15 protein-coding genes and 1 tRNA gene are annotated in these 21,624 nt (G+C 69.8%); 11 read left to right on the forward strand and 5 right to left on the reverse strand.

Translation table 11 applies throughout. The annotated features are described in order from the left end of the window. Positions 1–39: 39 nt before the first annotated feature. From AC07AB_RS16480 to AC07AB_RS16490, 3 genes are all read left to right on the forward strand, one after another. Positions 40–771 carry a VIT1/CCC1 transporter family protein gene (locus tag AC07AB_RS16480; protein ID WP_478566545.1) on the forward strand — a complete coding sequence of 244 codons (732 nt, stop codon included), beginning with the start codon at positions 40–42 and terminating at the stop codon, positions 769–771. Positions 772–1,065: 294 nt separating this feature from the next. Further along, positions 1,066–5,628: a glutamate synthase large subunit gene (gltB, locus tag AC07AB_RS16485; RefSeq protein WP_478566548.1), complete on the forward strand. Its 4,563-nt coding sequence runs from the start codon at positions 1,066–1,068 to the stop codon at positions 5,626–5,628. Next, the gene (locus AC07AB_RS16490; RefSeq protein ID WP_478566551.1) at positions 5,621–7,081 is read left to right on the forward strand and encodes a glutamate synthase subunit beta; all 1,461 of its coding nucleotides are present in this window, start codon (positions 5,621–5,623) and stop codon (positions 7,079–7,081) included. Before gltB ends, AC07AB_RS16490 begins: the two co-directional genes overlap by 8 nt. Before the next feature lie 212 nt (positions 7,082–7,293). Here AC07AB_RS16490 and AC07AB_RS16495 read toward each other — a convergent pair whose 3' ends face one another. After that, positions 7,294–8,193 (reverse strand): hypothetical protein, encoded by a 900-nt coding sequence (locus AC07AB_RS16495; protein ID WP_478566554.1) that lies wholly within the window; start codon positions 8,191–8,193, stop codon positions 7,294–7,296. 313 nt (positions 8,194–8,506) lie between these two features. Here AC07AB_RS16495 and AC07AB_RS16500 point away from each other — a divergent pair, with 313 nt between their 5' ends. From AC07AB_RS16500 to AC07AB_RS16510, 3 genes are all read left to right on the forward strand, one after another. Beyond that, positions 8,507–9,307, forward strand: coding sequence for a S1 family peptidase (locus tag AC07AB_RS16500; protein ID WP_478566557.1), 801 nt, complete (start codon positions 8,507–8,509; stop codon positions 9,305–9,307). 291 nt (positions 9,308–9,598) lie between these two features. Next, a complete protein-coding gene (locus AC07AB_RS16505; protein ID WP_478566560.1) occupies positions 9,599–9,883 on the forward strand; it encodes a hypothetical protein in 285 nt (94 codons plus the stop codon). A 196-nt stretch (positions 9,884–10,079) separates the two neighbouring features. After that, positions 10,080–10,427 (forward strand): chorismate mutase, encoded by a 348-nt coding sequence (locus AC07AB_RS16510; protein ID WP_478566563.1) that lies wholly within the window; start codon positions 10,080–10,082, stop codon positions 10,425–10,427. 310 nt (positions 10,428–10,737) lie between these two features. Here the strand turns inward: AC07AB_RS16510 and AC07AB_RS16515 are convergent, their stop codons facing one another. Then, a complete protein-coding gene (locus AC07AB_RS16515; protein ID WP_478566566.1) occupies positions 10,738–11,886 on the reverse strand; it encodes a M20 family metallopeptidase in 1,149 nt (382 codons plus the stop codon). Between the two features lie 133 nt (positions 11,887–12,019). Between AC07AB_RS16515 and pepN the strand changes: the two genes are divergently transcribed. Next, positions 12,020–14,548: an aminopeptidase N gene (gene pepN / locus AC07AB_RS16520; RefSeq protein WP_478566569.1), complete on the forward strand. Its 2,529-nt coding sequence runs from the start codon at positions 12,020–12,022 to the stop codon at positions 14,546–14,548. Between the two features lie 121 nt (positions 14,549–14,669). Here pepN and atpF read toward each other — a convergent pair whose 3' ends face one another. Beyond that, complete coding sequence (gene atpF / locus AC07AB_RS16525) at positions 14,670–15,215, reverse strand: F0F1 ATP synthase subunit B (protein WP_478566572.1); 546 nt, start codon at positions 15,213–15,215, stop codon at positions 14,670–14,672. Positions 15,216–15,423: 208 nt separating this feature from the next. Here atpF and AC07AB_RS16530 point away from each other — a divergent pair, with 208 nt between their 5' ends. The 4 genes from AC07AB_RS16530 to pyk all read left to right on the forward strand — a co-directional run bounded on the left by AC07AB_RS16530 (position 15,424) and on the right by pyk (position 20,579). Next, a complete protein-coding gene (locus AC07AB_RS16530; RefSeq protein WP_478566575.1) occupies positions 15,424–16,863 on the forward strand; it encodes a pyridoxal phosphate-dependent decarboxylase family protein in 1,440 nt (479 codons plus the stop codon). After that, positions 16,841–18,298, forward strand: a complete 1,458-nt coding sequence (locus AC07AB_RS16535; RefSeq protein WP_478566578.1) for a lysine N(6)-hydroxylase/L-ornithine N(5)-oxygenase family protein — start codon at positions 16,841–16,843, stop codon at positions 18,296–18,298. The genes AC07AB_RS16530 and AC07AB_RS16535 overlap by 23 nt, the downstream gene beginning before the upstream one ends. A gap of 12 nt (positions 18,299–18,310) precedes the next feature. Next, a complete protein-coding gene (locus tag AC07AB_RS16540) occupies positions 18,311–19,009 on the forward strand; it encodes an SIMPL domain-containing protein (RefSeq protein WP_478566581.1) in 699 nt (232 codons plus the stop codon). A 133-nt stretch (positions 19,010–19,142) separates the two neighbouring features. After that, complete coding sequence (pyk, locus tag AC07AB_RS16545) at positions 19,143–20,579, forward strand: pyruvate kinase (RefSeq protein ID WP_478566584.1); 1,437 nt, start codon at positions 19,143–19,145, stop codon at positions 20,577–20,579. Between the two features lie 27 nt (positions 20,580–20,606). On the opposite strand, the gene AC07AB_RS16550 is transcribed toward pyk, so the two are convergent. After that, the gene (locus AC07AB_RS16550; protein WP_478566587.1) at positions 20,607–21,374 is read right to left on the reverse strand and encodes a transcriptional regulator; all 768 of its coding nucleotides are present in this window, start codon (positions 21,372–21,374) and stop codon (positions 20,607–20,609) included. Positions 21,375–21,483: 109 nt separating this feature from the next. Continuing rightward, positions 21,484–21,556, reverse strand: a tRNA-Leu gene (locus AC07AB_RS16555). Positions 21,557–21,624: the final 68 nt, after the last annotated feature.

Raw genomic sequence — 21,624 nt, forward strand, 5'->3', positions numbered from 1 at the left:
GCATCGGGCCCGTCCCCGGAGTGAGGAGCACGCGCAGCAATGTCTGTCCTGGATACGACCGAGGCACCACACGTCGCCCACCGCGACAACCACACCCACCGCGATGTGAACGGCGGCTGGCTGCGTCCGGCGGTCTTCGGCGCCATGGACGGACTGGTCTCCAACATCGCCCTGATGACCGGTGTCGCGGGCGGCTCCGCCTCCTCGCAGACCATTGTGATCACCGGGCTCGCGGGGCTCGCGGCCGGCGCGTTCTCGATGGCCGCGGGCGAGTACACCTCCGTGGCCTCGCAGCGCGAACTCGTCCAGGCCGAGCTGGACGTGGAACGCCGCGAGCTGCGCAAGCACCCCGAGGACGAGGTCGAGGAGCTGGCCGCGCTGTACGAGTCGCGGGGCGTCGACGCCGCCCTGGCCCGTGAGGTCGCCGGGCAGCTCTCCAAGGATCCGGAGCAGGCCCTGGAGATCCACGCCCGCGAGGAGCTGGGCATCGACCCCTCCGACCTGCCGTCGCCGACGGTCGCCGCGGTCTCCTCCTTCGGCTCCTTCGCGCTGGGCGCGCTGCTGCCCGTACTGCCCTACCTGCTGGGCGCGACGACGCTGTGGCCCGCCGTGCTGCTCGCGCTGATCGGGCTCTTCGGCTGCGGTGCGGTGGTGGCGCGGGTGACGGCGCGGTCGTGGTGGTTCAGCGGACTGCGGCAGCTGGGCCTGGGCGGGGCCGCCGCCGGTGTGACGTACGCCCTCGGCATCCTTTTCGGTACCGCCATAGGTTGACGCTTTATGCGGTCGGCCGCATAGTGAGCGAGTTACCGTGCGGTTTCAGGCTCCAGACGGCCGGGCATAAGGCCGGAGCGTCGCGGGCAACGTCGCCCGCTGCACGATGTCCCACCAGCGGGCGATCAATCCGCATTCGCCCCGACTCGCACTTTCCGTCTGAAGTCCACATCCTGGAATCAGGCATCCGCTGTTCGAGAAGCAGGCCATCATGTAACCTGCACGAAATTCTTCGCAGAGGGCCAGAGTCGTCCCTCGGCACCCTCAGATGCCATGACGACGACGGGAGAGCCGATGCGATCCGCATCCCACCCCGCCCAGCAGGGTTTGTACGACCCGCGCAACGAACACGACGCCTGTGGCGTGGGCTTTGTCGCGACCCTCACCGGCGAGGCGAGCCACGCGCTCGTCGAGCAGGCCCTCACCGTCCTGCGGAACCTCGAACACCGCGGCGCCACCGGCTCCGAGCCCGACTCCGGCGACGGCGCGGGCATCCTGCTCCAGGTCCCCGACGCGTTCCTGCGCGAAGCCGTCACCTTCCCCCTCCCCGAAGCCGGCGCGTACGCCGTGGGCATCGCCTTCCTCCCGGCCGACGCCGAGGAAGCCGCCGCCGCCGTCTCCCGCATCGAGACGATCGCCGCCGCCGAAGGACTCGACATCCTCGGCTGGCGCGTCGTCCCCGTCGCCCCCCAGCTGCTCGGCAGCGGCGCCCGCGCCACCATGCCCGCCTTCTCCCAGCTCTTCGTCGCCGCCCGCGACGGCGACGAAGAACTCAGCGGCCTCGCCCTCGACCGCAAGGCGTTCGCGCTGCGCAAGCGCGCCGAACGCGAGGCGGGCGTCTACTTCCCCTCGCTCTCCGCCCGGACCCTCGTCTACAAGGGCATGCTCACCACCGGACAGCTGGAGCCGTTCTTCCCGGACCTCTCCGACCGCCGCCTCGCGACCGCCATCGCGCTGGTCCACTCGCGGTTCTCGACCAACACCTTCCCGTCCTGGCCGCTCGCCCACCCGTACCGCTTCGTCGCGCACAACGGCGAGATCAACACCGTCCAGGGCAACCGCAACTGGATGCGGGCCCGCGAATCCCAGCTCGCCGGAGACCTGCTCGGCGCGGACAACCGCGAGCGGCTGTTCCCGGTCTGCACCCCCGACGCCTCCGACTCCGCCACCTTCGATGAGGTGCTGGAACTCCTCCACCTCGGCGGCCGCTCACTCCCGCACAGCGTGCTGATGATGATCCCCGAGGCATGGGAGAACCACGCCTCCATGGACCCGGCCCGCCGCGCCTTCTACCAGTACCACTCCACGATGATGGAGCCCTGGGACGGCCCCGCCTGCGTCACCTTCACCGACGGCACCCTCGTCGGCGCCGTCCTCGACCGCAACGGCCTGCGCCCCGGCCGGTACTGGGTCACCGACGACGGCCTCGTCGTCCTCTCCTCCGAGGTCGGCGTCCTCGACATCGACCCCGCCAAGGTCGTCCGCAAGGGCCGCCTCCAGCCCGGCCGGATGTTCCTCGTCGACACCGAGCAGCACCGCATCATCGAGGACGACGAGATCAAGGCCGGCCTCGCCGCCGAACAGCCCTACCGGGAATGGCTGGACGCCGGCCTCATCGACCTCGCCGACCTGCCCGAGCGCGAACACATCGTGCACACCCACGCCTCGGTCACCCGCCGCCAGCAGACGTTCGGCTACACCGAGGAAGAGCTGCGGGTCATCCTCGCGCCCATGGCCAAGTCCGCCGCCGAGCCGATCGGCTCCATGGGCACGGACTCACCCATCGCCGCCCTCTCCGACCGCCCGCGCCTGCTCTTCGACTACTTCACCCAGCTCTTCGCGCAGGTCACCAACCCGCCGCTGGATGCCATCCGCGAGGAACTCGTCACCTCGCTGATCTCCTCCCTCGGCCCCCAGGGCAACCTCCTCGCACCCGCCGCCGCCTCCTGCCGCAGCGTCGCCCTGACCTTCCCGGTGATCGACAACGACGAGCTCGCCAAGCTCATCCACATCAACGCCGACGGCGACATGCCCGGCCTCAAGGCCGCCACCCTCTCCGGCCTCTACCGCGTCAGCGGCGGCGGCGAAGCCCTCGCCGACCGGATCGCCGAGATCTGCGCCGAGGCCGACGCCGCCATAGAGGACGGCGCACGCCTGATCGTCCTCTCCGACCGGCACTCCGACGCCGAGCACGCCCCGATCCCCTCGCTGCTGCTCACCGCCGCCGTCCACCACCACCTCATCGGCACCAAGCAGCGCACCCAGGTCGGCCTGCTCGTCGAGGCGGGCGACGTCCGCGAGGTGCACCACGTCGCCCTGCTCATCGGCTACGGCGCCGCGGCCGTCAACCCCTACCTCGCGATGGAGTCCGTCGAGGACCTCGTGAGCGCCGGCACCTTCCTGCCGGGCATCGAGGCCGAGGACGCCATCCGCAACCTCATCAAGGCCCTCGGCAAGGGCGTCCTGAAGGTGATGTCCAAGATGGGCATCTCCACCGTCGCCTCCTACCGCGGCGCCCAGGTCTTCGAGGCCGTCGGCCTCCAGGACTCCTTCGTCGACGCCTACTTCCACGGCACCGCCACCAAGATCGGCGGCGCCGGCCTCGACGTCATCGCCCGGGAAGTCGCCGCCCGGCACGCCAAGGCGTACCCCGCCACCGGAATCGCCGCGACCCACCGCCGCCTCGACATCGGCGGCGAATACCAGTGGCGCCGCGAGGGGGAGCCGCACCTCTTCGACCCCGACACCGTCTTCCGCCTCCAGCACTCCACCCGCTCCCGCCGCTACGACATCTTCAAGCAGTACACGGAGCGCGTGAACGAACAGTCCGAGCGGCTCATGACGCTCCGCGGCCTGTTCACCCTCAAGAACACCGGCCGCACCCCCGTACCGCTCGACGAGGTCGAGCCCGTCAGCGACATCGTCAGGCGCTTCTCCACCGGCGCCATGTCGTACGGCTCCATCTCCCGCGAGGCGCACGAGACCCTCGCCATCGCCATGAACCAGATCGGCGGCAAGTCCAACACCGGCGAGGGCGGCGAGGACGCGGACCGCCTCTACGACCCCGCGCGCCGCTCCTCCATCAAGCAGGTCGCCTCCGGCCGCTTCGGCGTCACCTCCGAATACCTGGTCAACGCCGACGACATCCAGATCAAGATGGCCCAGGGCGCCAAGCCCGGCGAGGGCGGCCAACTGCCCGGCCACAAGGTCTACCCCTGGGTCGCCAAGACCCGGTACTCGACGCCGGGCGTGGGCCTCATCTCCCCGCCCCCGCACCACGACATCTACTCCATCGAGGACCTCGCCCAGCTCATCCACGACCTCAAGAACGCCAACCCCGCCGCCCGCATCCACGTGAAGCTGGTCTCCGAAGTCGGCGTCGGAACCGTCGCGGCGGGCGTCTCCAAGGCCCACGCGGACGTCGTCCTCATCTCCGGCCACGACGGCGGTACGGGCGCGTCCCCGCTGACCTCCCTCAAGCACGCCGGCGGCCCCTGGGAGCTCGGCCTCGCCGAGACCCAGCAGACCCTGCTGCTCAACGGCCTGCGGGACCGCATCGTCGTCCAGACCGACGGCCAGCTCAAGACCGGCCGCGACGTCCTGATCGCCGCCCTCCTCGGCGCCGAGGAGTTCGGCTTCGCGACCGCCCCCCTCGTTGTCTCCGGCTGCGTCATGATGCGCGTCTGCCACCTCGACACCTGTCCCGTCGGCATCGCCACCCAGAACCCGGTGCTCCGCGAACGCTTCGCCGGCAAGGCCGAATACGTCGTCAACTTCTTCGAGTTCATCGCCGAAGAGGTCCGCGAGCTCCTCGCCGAACTCGGCTTCCGCTCCATCGAGGAGGCCGTCGGCCACGCCGAACTCCTCGACACCGCCCGCGCCGTCGACCACTGGAAGGCCCAAGGGCTGGACCTGGCCCCGCTGCTGCACGTCCCCGACCTGCCCAGCGGCGCCGCCCGCCACCACATCGCCGCCCAGGACCACGGCCTCGCCAAGGCTCTCGACAACGAGCTGATCAAGCTCGCCGCCGACGCGCTCGCCGCGGCCTCACCGGCCGAGGCCCAGCCCGTACGCGCCCAGGTCGCCATCCGCAACATCAACCGCACCGTCGGCACCATGCTCGGCCACGAGGTGACGAAGAAGTTCGGCGGCGCGGGCCTGCCGGACGACACCATAGACATCACCTTCACCGGCTCCGCCGGCCAGTCCTTCGGCGCGTTCCTGCCGCGCGGCATCACGCTGCGCCTGGAGGGCGACGCCAACGACTACGTCGGCAAGGGCCTCTCCGGCGGCCGCGTCGTCGTACGGCCCGACCGGGGCGCCGACCACCTCGCCGAGTACTCGACCATCGCCGGCAACACCATCGCGTACGGGGCGACCGGCGGCGAACTCTTCCTGCGCGGCCGGACCGGCGAGCGGTTCTGCGTCCGCAACTCCGGCGCCACCGTCGTCTCCGAGGGCGTCGGCGACCACGGCTGCGAGTACATGACCGGCGGCGCCGCCGTCATCCTCGGCGAGACCGGGCGCAACTTCGCGGCCGGCATGTCCGGCGGCACCGCGTACGTCATCGACCTCGACCCCCGCAACGTCAACAAGGAACTGGGCTCCGCCGTCACGACGCTGACCGCCGAGGACCGGCAGTGGCTGCACGACGTCGTGCGCCGCCACCAGGAGGAGACCGGCTCCACCGTCGCCGCGACCCTCCTCGCCGACTGGCCGGCCGCCGCCGCCCGCTTCACCAAGGTCGTACCGGCCACCTACCAGGCAGTGCTCGCCGCCAAGGACGCCGCCGAGCGAGCCGGACTCTCCGAGTCCGAGATCCACGAGAAGATGATGGAGGCGGCGACCAATGGCTGACCCCAAGGGCTTCCTGACCACCGGCCGCGAGGTCGCGCGGACCCGCCCCGTCGGCGAGCGCGTCCAGGACTGGAACGAGGTGTACGTCCCCGGTTCCCTGCTGCCGATCATCAGCAAGCAGGCCGGGCGCTGCATGGACTGCGGCATCCCCTTCTGCCACCAGGGCTGCCCGCTCGGGAACCTCATCCCCGAGTGGAACGACTACGCCTACCGCGAGGACTGGTCCGCCGCCAGCGAGCGGCTGCACGCGACCAACAACTTCCCCGAGTTCACCGGCCGGCTGTGCCCGGCCCCCTGTGAATCCGCGTGCGTACTGGCCATCAACCAGCCCGCCGTCACCATCAAGAACGTCGAAGTCACCATCATCGACAAGGCGTGGGACAGCGGCGACGTCACCCCGCAGCCCCCCGAGCGGCTCTCCGGCAAGACCGTCGCCGTCATCGGCTCCGGCCCGGCCGGGCTCGCCGCCGCCCAGCAGCTGACCCGCGCCGGACACACCGTCGCCGTGTACGAGCGCGCCGACCGCATCGGCGGTCTGCTGCGCTACGGCATCCCCGAGTTCAAGATGGAGAAGCGCCACATCAACCGCCGCATCGAGCAGATGCGCGCGGAGGGCACCAAGTTCCGTACGGAGGTGGAGATCGGCCGGGACGTGGACGCCGCCAAGCTGCGCAAGCGCTACGACGCCGTCGTGATCGCCGCGGGCGCCACCACCGCCCGCGACCTGCCGGTACCGGGCCGCGAACTGAACGGCATCCACCAGGCGATGGAGTACCTGCCGCTCGCCAACAAGGTGCAGGAGGGCGATCTGACGGTCGCCCCGATCACCGCCGAGGGCAAGCACGTCATCGTCATCGGCGGCGGCGACACCGGCGCGGACTGCGTCGGCACCGCCCACCGCCAGGGCGCCGTCTCCGTCACCCAGCTGGAGATCATGCCCCGGCCGGGCGAGGACCGGCCGGCCAACCAGCCGTGGCCGACCTTCCCCATGCTCTACAAGGTCACCTCGGCCCACGAGGAGGGCGGCGAGCGGGTCTACTCTGTCTCCACCACCCACTTCGAGGGCGACGAGGACGGGAACGTGCAGTTCCTGCACCTCGCCGAGGTCGAGTTCAAGGACGGCAGGCCCGAACAGAAGCCGGGCACCGAGCGGAAGATCCCCGCCCAGCTGGTGACGCTGGCCATGGGCTTCACCGGCACGGACCAGGAGAACGGCCTCGTCCGCCAGTTCGGCCTGGAACTCGACGTCCGCGGCAACGTCGCGCGCGACGACGAGTACGCCACCAACGTGCCGGGCGTGTACGTGGCGGGCGACGCGGGCCGCGGCCAGTCGCTCATCGTGTGGGCCATCGCCGAGGGCCGCTCGGCCGCCCGCGGCGTGGACCGCTTCCTCGCGGGGGCCAGCGCGCTGCCCGCCCCCATCAAGCCCACGGACCGCTCGCTGATGGTCTGAGCGACGGCCCGACAGACGTCCGTACAGCGCCGTACGGGCCACAGCGGCGCCTGCTTTTCCCCGACCGGAGGCAGGCGCCGCACTTGTACGTTCACCCGGCGCCGGCCGGGGCGGCCCGCGTCCTCGCCCGTGCCCGTCGTCGCCACCCGGCCGCGGGCGGAGCCCCGCCGCCGGCCGGGGGAGCAGGGCAGGACGAGGAGGGTCGGGACGGCCTACGTGTCGCAGTCCAGGACCGTACGGCACAGCCCGCAGCGCGCCCGCAGCCTGCCCTGGACCGGCACCCTGATCCGCTGATGGCAGGTCGGGCAGGGGAAGACGACGCGCAGCGGCGCGCGGCCCTCGAAGGTATAGCCGCCGTTGGGGAGGACCGACGCGGCGGCCTCCGCGTCCGCCTCCACATGGCGGCGGTCCCTGGAGTACCGATGGCGGGCGAGCCGCCCGGCGGCGGCCAGCGGCGGTCGCTGCTCGTCGCGCCGGGCGCGGGCCAGCCCCTTCTCGTACGCCTCGTACGCCTGCGGGCTGGTGAACCACGGCGCGGGGTCCTCGTCGAAGGCCAGCGCCCGCTTGGCGAGGACGTAGCCGTACTCCTCGGGGGTGAGGTAGCCGAGCTTCTGGCTGGAGAGGGAGTCCTCCCGGTACGCGTCCAGCAGCAGCCATCCCGCTCCGAGGTAGGCCGCCGCGGTGTCGGTGAGGATCTCGTTGTCCCGGGTGCCGGGGAAGGCGAGGTCGAGGCGGTGCAGATAGACGTGCATCACCTCGTGCGCGAGGGCGGCGCCGATGTCGCGGCGGTGGTTCTTGAAGCGGTCGTTGAGCTCGATGAAGTACTCGGGCCCCGCCGCCAGTTCGACGTTCGCGGCGTGCTGCATCTCGCGGAAGCTGACGATCATCCGGGCGTCGGGGAGATGCAGATGCGCCACCATCGCCCGCGCGACGCGCTGCACACCGAGGTGGAGGTCCTCGTCATCGTCGAAGGCGACGTCGACGGGGAGCATGCTCAGCCCGAAGGTGTGCACCGTGTCGTAGGAGAGCCGTTTGTAGAGCGCGGTGATCGCGCCGCGGACCGTCTCCAGATGCGGAAAGCCGTGTTCGATATCGCTGCCCGGCACCGTCATGCGATCACCCCCGTGCTGCTCGGTCGACCCGCCCCGAGACGTCGGCGACGTCGGCTCCGAGACGTTGCCCCAACTCTACGGGCGCGCACTGACAGCTCGAACGTGGCCGGAATGGAACCCTTGTCACACCGTTCACTCCGTCCACATAATCACAGGGCGCTTCACGGGCTCACCCCACGGAGACCGGACGCCCGTGCGACTCACGTCGCACACCGTCACCGCCGCATTCCGACCCAGCTCTCCCGGTGGCGACTTCCGGACCGTGGATTGGCATGAGCCTGCCAAGGCGTTAGCCCCCCACGGAAGGAAGCCCATGCCCCGCCACCTGAAGCCCCTCAAGAGAGCCCTCGCCGTCGCCGCCGTCGCCCTCGCCGCGTTCAGCCTCCAGCCCGGCAGCGCCCAGGCCACCGCGGAACCGGCCGACCCCAGCCCCGGAGTCGTCGGCGGCACCCGCGCCCAGCAGGGCGAATTCCCCTGGATGGTACGGCTGTCCATGGGCTGCGGCGGCGCCCTCTACACCAAGCAGATCGTCCTGACCGCCGCCCACTGCGTGGACGGCAGCGGCCCCGACACCTCCATCACCGCGACCGCCGGCGACGTCGACCTCAAGGGCTCCAAGGCCGTATCGGTGAAGTCGACCGACATCCTCCAAGCCCCCGGATACAACGGCAAGGGCAAAGACTGGGCGCTGGTCAAACTCGCCAAGCCGCTCAACCAGCCCACCCTGAAAACAGCCGACACCGCCGCCGACAACTCCGGCGAGTTCACCATCGCCGGCTGGGGCGCCGACAAGGAGGGCGGCCAGCAGCAGCGCTACCTCCTCAAGGCGAAGGTCCCCTTCGTCGACGATGCCGCCTGCAAGAAGGCATACGGCAACCAGCTCACCCCGGGCGACGAGATCTGCGCCGGATACCTCGACAAGGGCGGCGTCGACACCTGCCAGGGCGACTCCGGCGGCCCGATGTTCCGCAAGGACGCGGCCGGCGGATGGATACAGGTCGGCATCGTCAGCTGGGGCCAGGGCTGCGCGGAGCCCGGCCACCCCGGCGTCTACACCGAAGTGAGCACCTTCGCCGCCGACATCAAGAAGGCGGCCAAGGGCCTCGGCGGCTGACACCGGCCGAGGCGCGGACGGGCGCGCCCCATCGACTTTCGTATGACGCGGACGGGCCCGACGTCATCCTTCGGACGGAGGCAACAGTGACCATACGGCCGTGGTGCGGGCAGCCCACCACTCCGTAACGTGCGTCTCATGGTCAAGGAACCCACTTCCCGGCCTGGGGCTCTCCCCGGTACGAGCCCCGAGCCGGGCCCCTTGACCCGGGCCCCTGACCTGGAGCCCGGCGCCGCCACCCGCGACCACCTGGCGGCCGCACCCCGAGACGCACACAGAAAAGGACCGCCCGTGCCCACCAAGGCCCGCATCTTCCTCGCCACCGCCTTCGCCACGGCCACCGTCGCCGTCGGAGTCGTGGCCGTCCCGGCAGGCAGCGCCCACGCAGCCGAGCGCGACGGGAAGAGCCAGGCCATGGCCTTCACCAACCCCCTCAAGCAGGCCGTCGACATCGGCCAGGACGTCCGCGACCACCACGACATCCCGCGCCCCGTCCTCGCGGGCGCCGCCGTACTCGTCGCGGGCACCGGCGCGTACGGAGCGCTGCGTCTCGCCCGCCGCCGCTCCACGAGCTGACGGGCCGAGGGCCAGGGGCGCGGAGCGCGCGGGTGGGGGAGAGCCGGCAACGAGGGGCTGACGGCCGCCCGGCGCGTCACCGCGAGGCGCGCTGCCGCGGGCCGCGTTACCGAGGGGCGCGCAGCTGAGGGGCGCGACACCGCTCATCGGCCCCCGCACCGCCCCCTGGGAGCGCCGCCGCATAGGGTCGGGGCCCATGACGAACAGCCACAGCGACACCGCTCCAGACACCGCCATGGACACCACCGGCGACAGCGATGAGACCGTGCGCGCGGAACTCGGCCGGCTCCGCGACAGCATCGACAACATCGACGCAGCCGTGATCCACATGCTCGCCGAACGCTTCAAATGCACCCAGCAGGTCGGCCACCTCAAAGCCGCGCACAAGCTGCCGCCCGCCGACCCCGCCCGCGAAGCCCGCCAGATCGCCCGCCTGCGCGAACTCGCCGAGAACGCCAAACTCGACCCCGCCTTCGCGGAGAAGTTCCTCAACTTCATCATCGCCGAAGTGATCCGCCACCACGAGACGATCGCCCGCTCCTGACGGACCCCGGCCGCCCCGGCGCCGCCCGGCCCCACGCCCGTACGGACCACCCGCCCGTACGAGCGCCGCACCGGTACGGACCACCCGCCCCGTACGGACGCCGCCACCCGGTACGGACCACCCTCCCCGTACCGACATCACCCCCGCACGGACCGACGCCACCCCTGTACGCACGCCACCCCCGTACGCGCGGACGGGCCCCGTCCCGGCGTCTCACGGCCCCCGTCCCGGCGCCACCCCGTACGCACGGACGGCCCCGTCCCGGCGTCACCCCCGCACGGACGGACAGACGGACGGCCCCGCCCCGGCGTCACCCCCGCACGGACAGATAGTGCGCGCGGCGCTCCGCGTCGGCCGCCACCGCCACCCCGGTCCAGGCCATCGCCCGCGCCGCCGTCAGCACCGCGTCGTCCGCCGCCGCGCCCACCGTGCACCGCGTGAACTCCCGCGTATGCGGCGAACCCTCCGCGCCCAGAATGCCGATGCTCGGATGGATCGCCGGCAGCGCATGCGTCACATTGCCCATGTCCGTCGACGCGCCCAGCCGCACCGGCACCACCGGCGGCGCGCCCACCGTGCGGCCCGTCGCCCGCAACCCCTCCGCGTACGCGTCCATCAGCCACGGATCGTTCCGCAGATCCAGATAGTCCGGCTGCGTCGGACGGAACGACACCGAACACCCCGTCGCGATCGCCGCACCCCGGAAACACGCCTGCACCCGCTCCTTCAGCGGGTCCAGCTCCTCCGCCGTCGGCGTCCGCACCTCCCACTCCAGGACCGTGCGCTCGGGAATGATGTTCGACCGCTCGCCGCCGTCCCGCACCACCCCCGCCACCCGAAAACCGTCCGGCAACTGCTGCCGCAACTGCCCCACGGCAACCTGCGCCACCACCGCCGCGTCCCCCGCGTTCACCCCCGCCTCCGGAGCCAGCGCCGCATGCGCCGACCGGCCCGTGAACGTCACCTCGAAACGGGACACCGACGTCGTCGAGGACCGCGGATCCACATCGTCATGGCGCGCCGGATGCGCCATCATCGCCACCGTCACCCCGTCGAACGCCCCGCGCTCCAGCATCAGCACCTTCCCGCCACCCGCCTCCTCCGCCGGCGTCCCCAACAGCACCACCCGAATCCCCAACACCTCGGCGGCGGCCGCCAACCCGATCGCCGCACCCGCACCCGCCGCACAGATCACGTTGTGCCCGCAGGCATGCCCGATCCCCGGCAGCGCGTCGTACTCCGCGCACACCCCCACCGTCAGATCGCCGCTCCCGTATGAGGCGACCACCGCGGTCTCCAACCCGTACGCCCCCCGCTCCACCGCGAACCCGGCCCCATCCAGCAGATCCGCGAGCCGAGCCGCCGAAGCACGCTCCTCGAACGACAACTCGGGCTCCGCGTGCAGAGCCCTCCCGAGCTCCACCAACCGCCCCGAGAACTCCCCGATCCGGGCATCCACAAGACCACGAGCACGATCACGGACAGCAGCGAAAGACACAGCCGACTCCAGACGACAGTACGGACACGACGACGCCCACAGCTTGCCCCAAACCGCCATGCCCGCCCATCACCGACTGCGGCACCATGAGGCCATGCCCGTACTCACGCGCGACGAAGCGCAGACCCGAGCCCGCCTCCTCGACGTCCACCGCTACACCATCCACCTCGACCTCACCCGCGGCGAGGAACACTTCGGTTCCACCACCACCATCCGCTTCGACGCACGCGAACCCGGCGCGGACACCTTCATCGAACTCCCGGCCCACGCGCTGCGCCGCATCACCCTCGACGGCACCGACCTCGACCCGGCCGCCGCCTCCGACGGCAGATACCCCCTCACCGCCCTCACCCGAGGCGAGCACGTACTACGCGTCGAAGCGGCCCCGCGCTACTCCCACACCGGCGAAGGCATGCACCGCTTCACCGACCCCCTCGACCAGGCCACCTACCTCTACACCCAGTGCTGCCTCGCCGACGCCCCCAACGTCTTCGCCGCCTTCGACCAACCCGACCTCAAAGCCGTCTTCCACATCACCGTCACCGCACCCCCCGAATGGACCGTCCTCGGCAACGGCATCGCCACCCGCACCGGAGACCCCGCCGAAGGACACTGGGAGATCGCCCCCACCCCGCCCATCAGCACCTACCTCATGGCCATCGCCGCAGGCCCCTGGCACTCCGTACGCACCGAACACCGCGGCATCCCCTTCGGCCTCCACGTACGCCAGTCCCTCGCCCCCCACCTCGACACCGACGCCGAGGAGATCCTCGACCTCACCACCCGCTGCTTCGATCGCTACCACCAGAAATTCGACGAACCCTACCCCTTCGACTCCTACGACCAGGCATTCGTCCCCGAATTCAACTCCGGCGCCGTGGAAAACCCCGGACTCGTCACCTTCCGCGACGAATTCATCTACCGCTCGGCCGTCACCGACGCCGAACGTCAGACCCGCGCCATGGTCATCGCCCACGAAATGGCCCACATGTGGTTCGGCGACCTCGTCACCCTCCAATGGTGGGACGACATCTGGCTCAACGAATCCTTCGCCGAATACATGGGCTACCAGACCCTCACCGAAGCCACCCAGTACACCGACACCTGGGCCGACTTCGCCATCGCCCGCAAAAGCTGGGGCTACGACGCCGACCAGCGCCCCTCCACCCACCCCGTCGCCCCCGAACCCCACGACGTCCTCGACACCGCCGCCGCCGAACTCAACTTCGACGGCATCTCCTACGCCAAAGGCGCCGGCGCCCTACGCCAACTCGTCGCCTGGCTCGGCGAGAAGAACTTCCTCGCCGGAATCAACGAACACTTCGCCCGCCACCGCTTCGCCAACGCCACCCTCGACGACTTCATCGACTCCCTCGCCCACACCTGCGACCGCGACGTCCACACCTGGGCCGAAAACTGGCTCCGCACCACCGGAGTCGACACCCTCACCCCCGAAATCACCGACCCCGCCGACCACCCCGAAAACGACACCTGGCAACTGACCATCCACCACCACGGCACCCGCCCCCACCACATCGCCATCGGCCTCTACGACCAGTCACCCACCGACCCCCACCGCCTCACCCTCCGCGAACGCACCGAAACCGACCTCCCCGCAGGCGGCGGCACCCACACCCACACCCACCCCGGCCAACGCCCCGCCCTCATCCTCCTCAACGACAACGACCTCACCTACACCAAAATCCGCCTCGACCCCCACTCCTGGGACACCGCCCTCCACACCCTCTCCGGCCTCCCCGACCCCCTCACCCGCGCCACCGTCTGGAACGCCGCCCGCGACATGGTCCGCGACGGAGCCCTCGCCCCCGCCGCCTACCTCGACGCCGCCCGCGCCCACCTGCCCCACGAAACCAACACCCCCATCACCCACGCCGTCCTCACCTTCGCCCGCACCCACATCGCCGACCACTACGTCACCCCCGAAGCCCGCCCCGTCGCCCTCACCACCCTCACCGAACTCTGCCGCGACCTCCTCACCCGCACCGAGAACGACGGCCACGGCATCCGCCTCACCGCCGTACGCACCTACATCGACAGCGCCACCACCCCCGGCACTCTCCACGACTGGCTCCAAACAGACACCGTCCCCGGCGGCCCCCACCTCGACCCCGAACTCCGCTGGCGCATCCTCACCCGACTCGCCACCCTCGGCGCCACCACCCCCACCGACATCGACGCCGAACTCACCCGCGATCCCAGCGCCACCGGCCGCGAAGGCGCCGCCCGCTGCCACGCCGCCCTCCCCGACCCCACCGCCAAAGCAACCGCCTGGCACGCCCTCTTCGAAACCGACGACCTCTCCAACTACCTCTTCAACGCCACCGCCCAAGGCTTCTGGCAATCCGAACAACTCGACCTCGTACACCCCTACCTCGACCGCTACTACCCGGCCGCCACCGCCCTCGCCACCCGCCGCGGCACCGCCCTCGCCGCCTCCGCCGGCACCCACGCCTTCCCCCACCCGCTCGTCACCGGCGAAAACCTCCGCCTCGGCGAAGAATGCCTCCGCACCACCGGCCCCACCCCCACCCTGCGCCGCAAGCTCGCCGACCAACTCGACGACCTCAAGCGCGCACTGAACATCCGCGACACCACCCACTGACCCCAGCGACCCCCGCCACAGCCACCACACCCGCCACAGCCACCACATACGAAAGGGCCCCCGCCACCCCGAAGGGTGCGGGAGCCCGCCATACCGACGCCGCCCTCAGCGGCGACCACACTCAATCACGCGACCCACCCGCGGCATCCGACGGCCGCGCCGTACGCAACTCCGCCACGAAACGCTCCACCACACCGCTCTCCCGCGCGAAGCCCTCCACCGGCTCGCCCACGATCCGACCCGCCAACTCCGTAGCCAGCGACCCGACCTGCTCCCGCAGCTCCGCCTCGGCCACCGCACGCTCCGCATCGATCACCGCATGACCCGCCGCGACGATCTCCTCACGCTGCCGCTGCCCCTCGGCCCGCAACTCCGCGATCAGCGCCGTCCCCTGCTCAGCGGAGTCCTGCCGCAACCGAGCCGCCTCATGACGCGCCTCCGCCAACAGCGCCTCGTACTCCGCATGGACACGCGCGGCCTCCGCACGCGTCGCCTCCGCCACCTCGATCCGGCCCTCGGTGGCCTCCTCCCGCTCCACGAGCACCCTCGCGATCCGCGGCAGCAACACCTTCGCCATCACCGCGAACAGCAAGAAGAAGAGAACCAGCCCCAAGACGAGCGGCACGGGCTCCGGCTTGAGCGGACCAATGTCCATAGCAATGTCCATGACGTGAAGATTAGTCGAAACACCCCCACCCATGCGCGACCCCCCATTAGCAGACTCAACCGCCCCACACCGCACGGCAGTACCACCATTGGGCGAACCATGACCGGATCACAACCGAAAATCGCACGAACCCAGTAACTTGATGCGGCTATCGCCCACCCCACCACCCCACGGGCAGCCCCCCCCACACCCCCGAAGAGGCACCCCCATGCCTGCCCCCGCCCCCGACCCCACCCACGCCCTCGCCGGCGGCACCCACGGACCCGACGCCTTACGCCCCCTCCTCGCCACCGTCCTCGACGCACTCACCCACGGCGCCACCACCCGCGACGGCCCCCTGCCCGCCGGCGGCCCCGACACCGTCAACCACCGCGTACGAGCCGCCACCGACCCCGTCATCCCCGAAACCGGCACCGGAGCCCACGAAGCCCTCCACACCCTCGTCCACACCCTCACCGCAGGCACCGCCGACCCCGCACACCCCCACTGCGCCGCCCACCTCCACTGCCCCCCACTCGCCCTCGCCACCGCCGCCGACCTCGCCGCCAGCGCCCTCAACCCCTCAATGGACTCCTGGGACCAAGCCCCCGCCGCCTCCCAACTCGAAGCCCGCACCACCCGAGCCCTCGCCGCCCTCGCCTACCCCGACCACCCCGCACCCGACGCCCTCATCACCACCGGCGGCACCGAAGCCAACCAACTCGCCCTCCTCCTCGCCCGCGAAACACCCCACCCCCAGCCCCTCCGCATCATCTGCGGCGCCAACGCCCACCACAGCATCCACCGCGCCGCCTGGCTCCTCGGCCTCCCCGCCCCCATCACCATCCCCACCCCCACCGGCACCATCAACCCCACCCAACTCAACGAAACCCTCACCACCACACGCACCCACCACCCCGGCCCCCTCCTCGTCGCCGCCACCGCCGGCACCACCGACACCGGCCAAATCGACCCCCTCCCACACATCGCCACCCTCTGCCACACCCACCGAGCCACCCTCCACGTAGACGCCGCCTACGGCGGACCACTCCTCTTCAGCCACCGACTCCGCCCCCTCCTCAACGGACTCGACCGCGCCCACACCATCACCCTCGACCTCCACAAACTCGGCTGGCAGCCCATCGCCGCAGGGCTCCTCCTGGTCCCCGACACCACCGCCCTCCGCCCCCTCGACCACCGCGCCGACTACCTCAACGCCGACGACGACACCGAAGCCGGCCTCCCCGACCTCCTCGGCCGCTCCCTCCGCACCACCCGACGCCCCGACACCCTCAAAATCGCCGTCACCCTCCGCGCACTCGGCCGCCACGGCCTCGCCCACCTCATCGAAACCGTCTGCACCACCGCCCAACACCTCGCCGACCTCATCGACGCCCACCCCACCCTCGAACTCCACTCCCGCCCCACCCTCAGCACCGTCCTCTTCCGCCCCACCAACGCCACCGCCCACACCATCGCCGACACCCGACGCCGCCTCCTCCACCAAGGCCGCGCCGTCCTCGGCCGCGCCACCACCCCCACCGGCCTCTGGCTCAAAGCCACCCTCCTCAACCCCCACACCCAACCCGCCGACCTCCACGCACTCCTCCAGCTCATCGCACCACCCCCGGAAGGCACCCCCGCCGATGACCACCACCCCACCCCCTGACCGACCCTCGACACCCACCCGCCCCCTGGACCTCGCAGGCATCGGCATCGGCCCCTTCAACCTCTCCCTGGCCGCCCTCGCCCACCCCCTCACCCACCTCCACACCGCCTTCTACGACCAACGCCCCACCTTCACCTGGCACCCCGGCCTCCTCATCGACAACACCACCCTCCAAGTCCCCTTCCTCGCCGACCTCGTCACCCTCACCGACCCCACCAGCCCCTTCACCTTCCTCAACTACCTAAAAACCCACCAACGCCTCTACCCCTTCTACTTCTCCGAAAAATTCCACATCCACCGCACCGAATACGACGCCTACTGCCGCTGGGTCAGCGAAAACCTCACCGGACTCCACTTCAACCACCAAATCGACACCATCCGCTGGAACCCCGAACACACCCACTTCGAAATCGACTACACCCAACTCGACACCCACGGCGAAGCCGAAGCACTCGGCCGCGCCTACACCCGCAACCTCGCCCTCGGCATCGGCACCGCCCCCCACATCCCCACCCCCCTACGCCCCCTCGCCACAGCCCCCACCACCCCCGTCATCCACTCCGCCCACTACCTCGACCACCGCCGGAAAATCCTCACCGCCGAACACATCACCGTCATCGGCTCCGGCCAATCAGGAGCCGAAATCTTCCTCGACCTCCTCCAGCACCGCCCACCCGGAAAAGAAAAAATCCACTGGCTCACCCGCACCCCCGCATTCGCCCCCATGGAATACAGCAAACTCGGCCTCGAACAATTCACCCCCGACTACACCCACTACTTCCACGCACTCCCCGAACCCGTACGCGACAGACTCCTCCCACAGCAATGGCAGCTCTACAAAGGAATCGACACCCAAACCCTCGCCGCCATCCACGACGAGCTCTACCGACGCACCCTCCACGGCGGCTGGCCCGACACCGTCCTCACCCCCGGAGTCACCGTCCGCACCGCCGGCCGCGCCGGCACCACCCGCATCGAACTCCACCTCGACCACGCCCAACAAGGCACCCGCACCAGCCTCACCACCGACGCCGTCATCCTCGCCACCGGCTACCGCGAACGCCCCACCGACACCCTCCTCGCCCCCCTCGACCCCTACCTACACCGCGACACCACAGGCCGCCCCCGCATCGACGAACACCACCGCCTCACCCTCGACCCCAGCGTCAAAGGCTCCATCTACGTACAGAACGCCGAACGCCACACCCACGGCCCAGGCGCCCCCGACCTCGGCCTCGCCGCCTGGCGCAGCGCCACCATCCTCAACAACCTCACCGACACCACCCCCTACCCCCAACCACACCGCACCGCCTTCACCACCTTCGGCCTCCCACCACAACAACCCCGAACCCCCACCACCGGAAAACAACCCGCCAACCACCTACAGGCCCAACCCCGACCACCACACTCCCCGGCACACAGCCCCCACACCTGAGAGGCTGAAGCCATGACCCAACACCTCCCCCACGGAACCCCCGAAACCCCCCGCCTCGCCGTCCGCGGCGAAGCCCACCTCGAAGTCGACCCCGAAACCGCCCGCCTTGACATCACCGTCAACGCCCGCGGCACCGAACGCCACACCACCCTCGAAGACCTCACTCGCCGCAACACCCACGTACTCAACCTGCTCAAGAACTACGGCCAAGCCATCGAAAAACTCGAAACCGGCAGCTTCACCATCACCCCCCAACTCACCGAAAAAGGCCGCCACGAACGCATCCACGCCTACCACGGCCACGTCCACACCACCGCCACCATCAGCGACTTCACCACCCTCGGCGAACTCACCACCCAACTCACCACCCTCGAACTCACCCGCGTCGACGGCCCCTGGTGGAGCCTGCGCCCCGACTCACCAGCCCACCGCGACGCCCGCCGCCAAGCCGTCCACGAAGCCCTCCAACGCGCACGCGAATACGCCGACGCACTCGGCGCTCAACTCGCCGCCATCACCGAACTCGCCGACATCGGAGCCGACGACCCCACACCCCCCGCACCCATGGCCTACGGAGCCCCCGGCACCAACCGCTCCGCCGGATACGGCGGATCCGCACACCCCGAACCCACCCTCGACCTCGAACCCCAACGCCAATACGTCCACGCCCAGGTCAACGCACGCTTCACCATGACCCGCCCAACCCTCTGACACCACCCGCAGACCGCTCATCAGAGCGCCCCCGCGCACGTTTCACTACTTGTCAACAAGCCTTCACCCAAAGGCCGTTGGCCGGCCGCAACCGGCGGATTCCCTACCCATCAGTACGTCATAGAGTCGAAGCATGCGCCGAGCGAAAATCGTCTGCACCCTGGGACCCGCCACCGACTCGTACGAGCAGATCAAGGCACTCGTCGAGGCTGGAATGGACATCGCCCGCTTCAACCTCAGCCACGGCACCTACGCCGACCACGAAGCGCGGTACCACCGGGTGCGTAAAGCCTCAGAAGAAACCGGCCGCAACGTCGGCATCCTCGCCGACCTTCAAGGCCCGAAGATTCGCCTCGGTCGTTTCCGCGAAGGACCTGTACTCCTTGAACGCGGCGACGAGTTCACCATCACCGTCGAACCCACCGAAGGCGACCGCCACCGCTGCGGCACCACCTACGAAGGACTCGCCGCCGACGTCACCCGCGGCGAACGCATCCTCGTCGACGACGGCCGCGTCACCCTCGAAGTCATCGAAGTCGACGGCCCCGACGTCAAAACCATCGTCATCGAAGGCGGCATGGTCTCCGACCACAAGGGACTCAACCTCCCCGGCGTCGCCGTCTCCGTCCCCGCCCTCTCCGAAAAAGACATAGAAGACCTCCGCTGGGCACTCCACGCCGGCGCCGACATGATCGCCCTCTCCTTCGTCCGCAGCGCCGACGACATCCTCGACGTCCACCGCATCATGGACGAAGAAGGCCGCCGCCTCCCCGTCATGGCGAAAATCGAAAAACCACAGGCAGTCGACAACCTCGAAGGCATCGTCGACGCCTTCGACAGCATCATGGTCGCCCGCGGCGACCTCGGCGTCGAAATGCCACTCGAATCCGTACCCATCGTCCAAAAACGCGCCATCAAACTCACCAAACGCAACGCCAAGCCGGTCATCGTCGCCACCCAGATGCTCGACTCCATGATCGACTCATCCCGCCCCACCCGCGCCGAAGCCTCCGACGTCGCCAACGCCGTCATCGACGGCACCGACGCCGTCATGCTCTCCGGCGAAACCAGCGTCGGCAAATACCCCGTCGAAACCGTCAAAACCATGAGCCGCATCGTCGAAGCGGCCGAAGAAGACGTCCTCCTCAAAGGACTCCCCCCACTCACCGAACGCAGCAAACCCCGCACCCAAGGCGGCGCCGTCGCCCGCGCCGCAGCCGAAATCGGCGACTTCCTGGGCGCCAAATACCTCGTAGCCTGCACCCAGAGCGGCGACACCGTCCGCCGCCTCTCCCGCTACCGCTCCCCGATCCCCCTCCTCGCCTTCACCCCGGAACCCGCCACCCGCTCCCAGCTCAACCTGACCTGGGGAGTCGAGACCTTCCTGGGCCCCCGAGCCGAGAACACCGACCAGATGGTCCAGCAGGTCGACGAACACCTCCTGCGCATCGGCCGCTGCCAGAAGGGGGACGTGGTCATCATCACCGCGGGCTCCCCGCCGGGAGTCCCCGGCTCGACCAACCTGGTGCGGGTGCACCACATCGGCGAGGACGATTCGCCGAAGAAGTAGGCCAGTGCTTGAGGCCGACGCTTCATGTCAGTACTTCGGCCCGATGTACTGATCCATGAGGGCCACGGAGGCGCGGCGGGCGACGGAGACATTGGCCGGTCCGCTCCCGCGTTGCGTCATCTTCCATTCGACGCCGACCTTGTCGAAGGTATCGGTGCAGAGCTTGAGGACGTCCTCGGACCTGTTGGTGAAGAAGTAGCGCGGATATTCATAGCGCTTGCGCTCGCCGCCTACGAGGCGGGTGGTCCAGTTGGTAATGCGGCATCCGTCGGAGTGGATGAGACCGCGCAAGAACTCCCAGGGGCGGGCGTCCACGATCTGCTGCTGCCATGGTTCGAGGGCTATGAGGCGGTCGTGCTTCTTGCCGGGGCCGTGTTGTGGGAACAGGCAGGGCCAATGTTGGCCGTAGCTGGTCACGGTCACGCACCCTTTCCGCTGGAGCGAGTACGCCCGTAGGGCAGGCCGTACGGCCAGGATCGCGCTGTGACAGGCGTCAATGAGGCCCGGCCATGCGTCAGCGCAGGCGATGCGCAGTTGGTGACCGCCGCGCGGTTGCCGGCTGATGCAGCCGTCCCCGAGATAGAGGCCGAGTAGGTAGGCGTATGCGGCTTCGTCGAGGGGGAGGCCGTCGCAGCGTGGGCAGTCGGCTCGCCTCGCTCGGGGGAGGGGCTCGACTCGCGTATGCCAGCTGCGGAGCACAGACCGGGATATTCCGGTCTCTCGGCTGACGGAGTTGAGGCTTCGACCTTGGCTGACGAGTGCGAGTGCACGCCTGCGCGTATCGATGTCGTACATGAGGACGAGCTTGGCCGGCGCCTTTGTGGGCGGGGGCTAATCGCCTATCTGTTCACCGTGGCGAGTGAAGATCACTAGCAGGCTATGAACCTTGGAATTAAAGGGAAAGTGCCTCGGGTGGGATTCGAACCCACGCTGTCGGTGGTTTGAGCACCGTGTCTCTGCCGCTGGACTACCGAGGCTTCCTGTGAAACAGAGGTTAGCGGAGAACCGCGTTGCATCAAACATACAGGAGCTAGGTAGGCTCATG

The organism is Streptomyces sp. NPDC044033, from assembly GCF_056434425.1.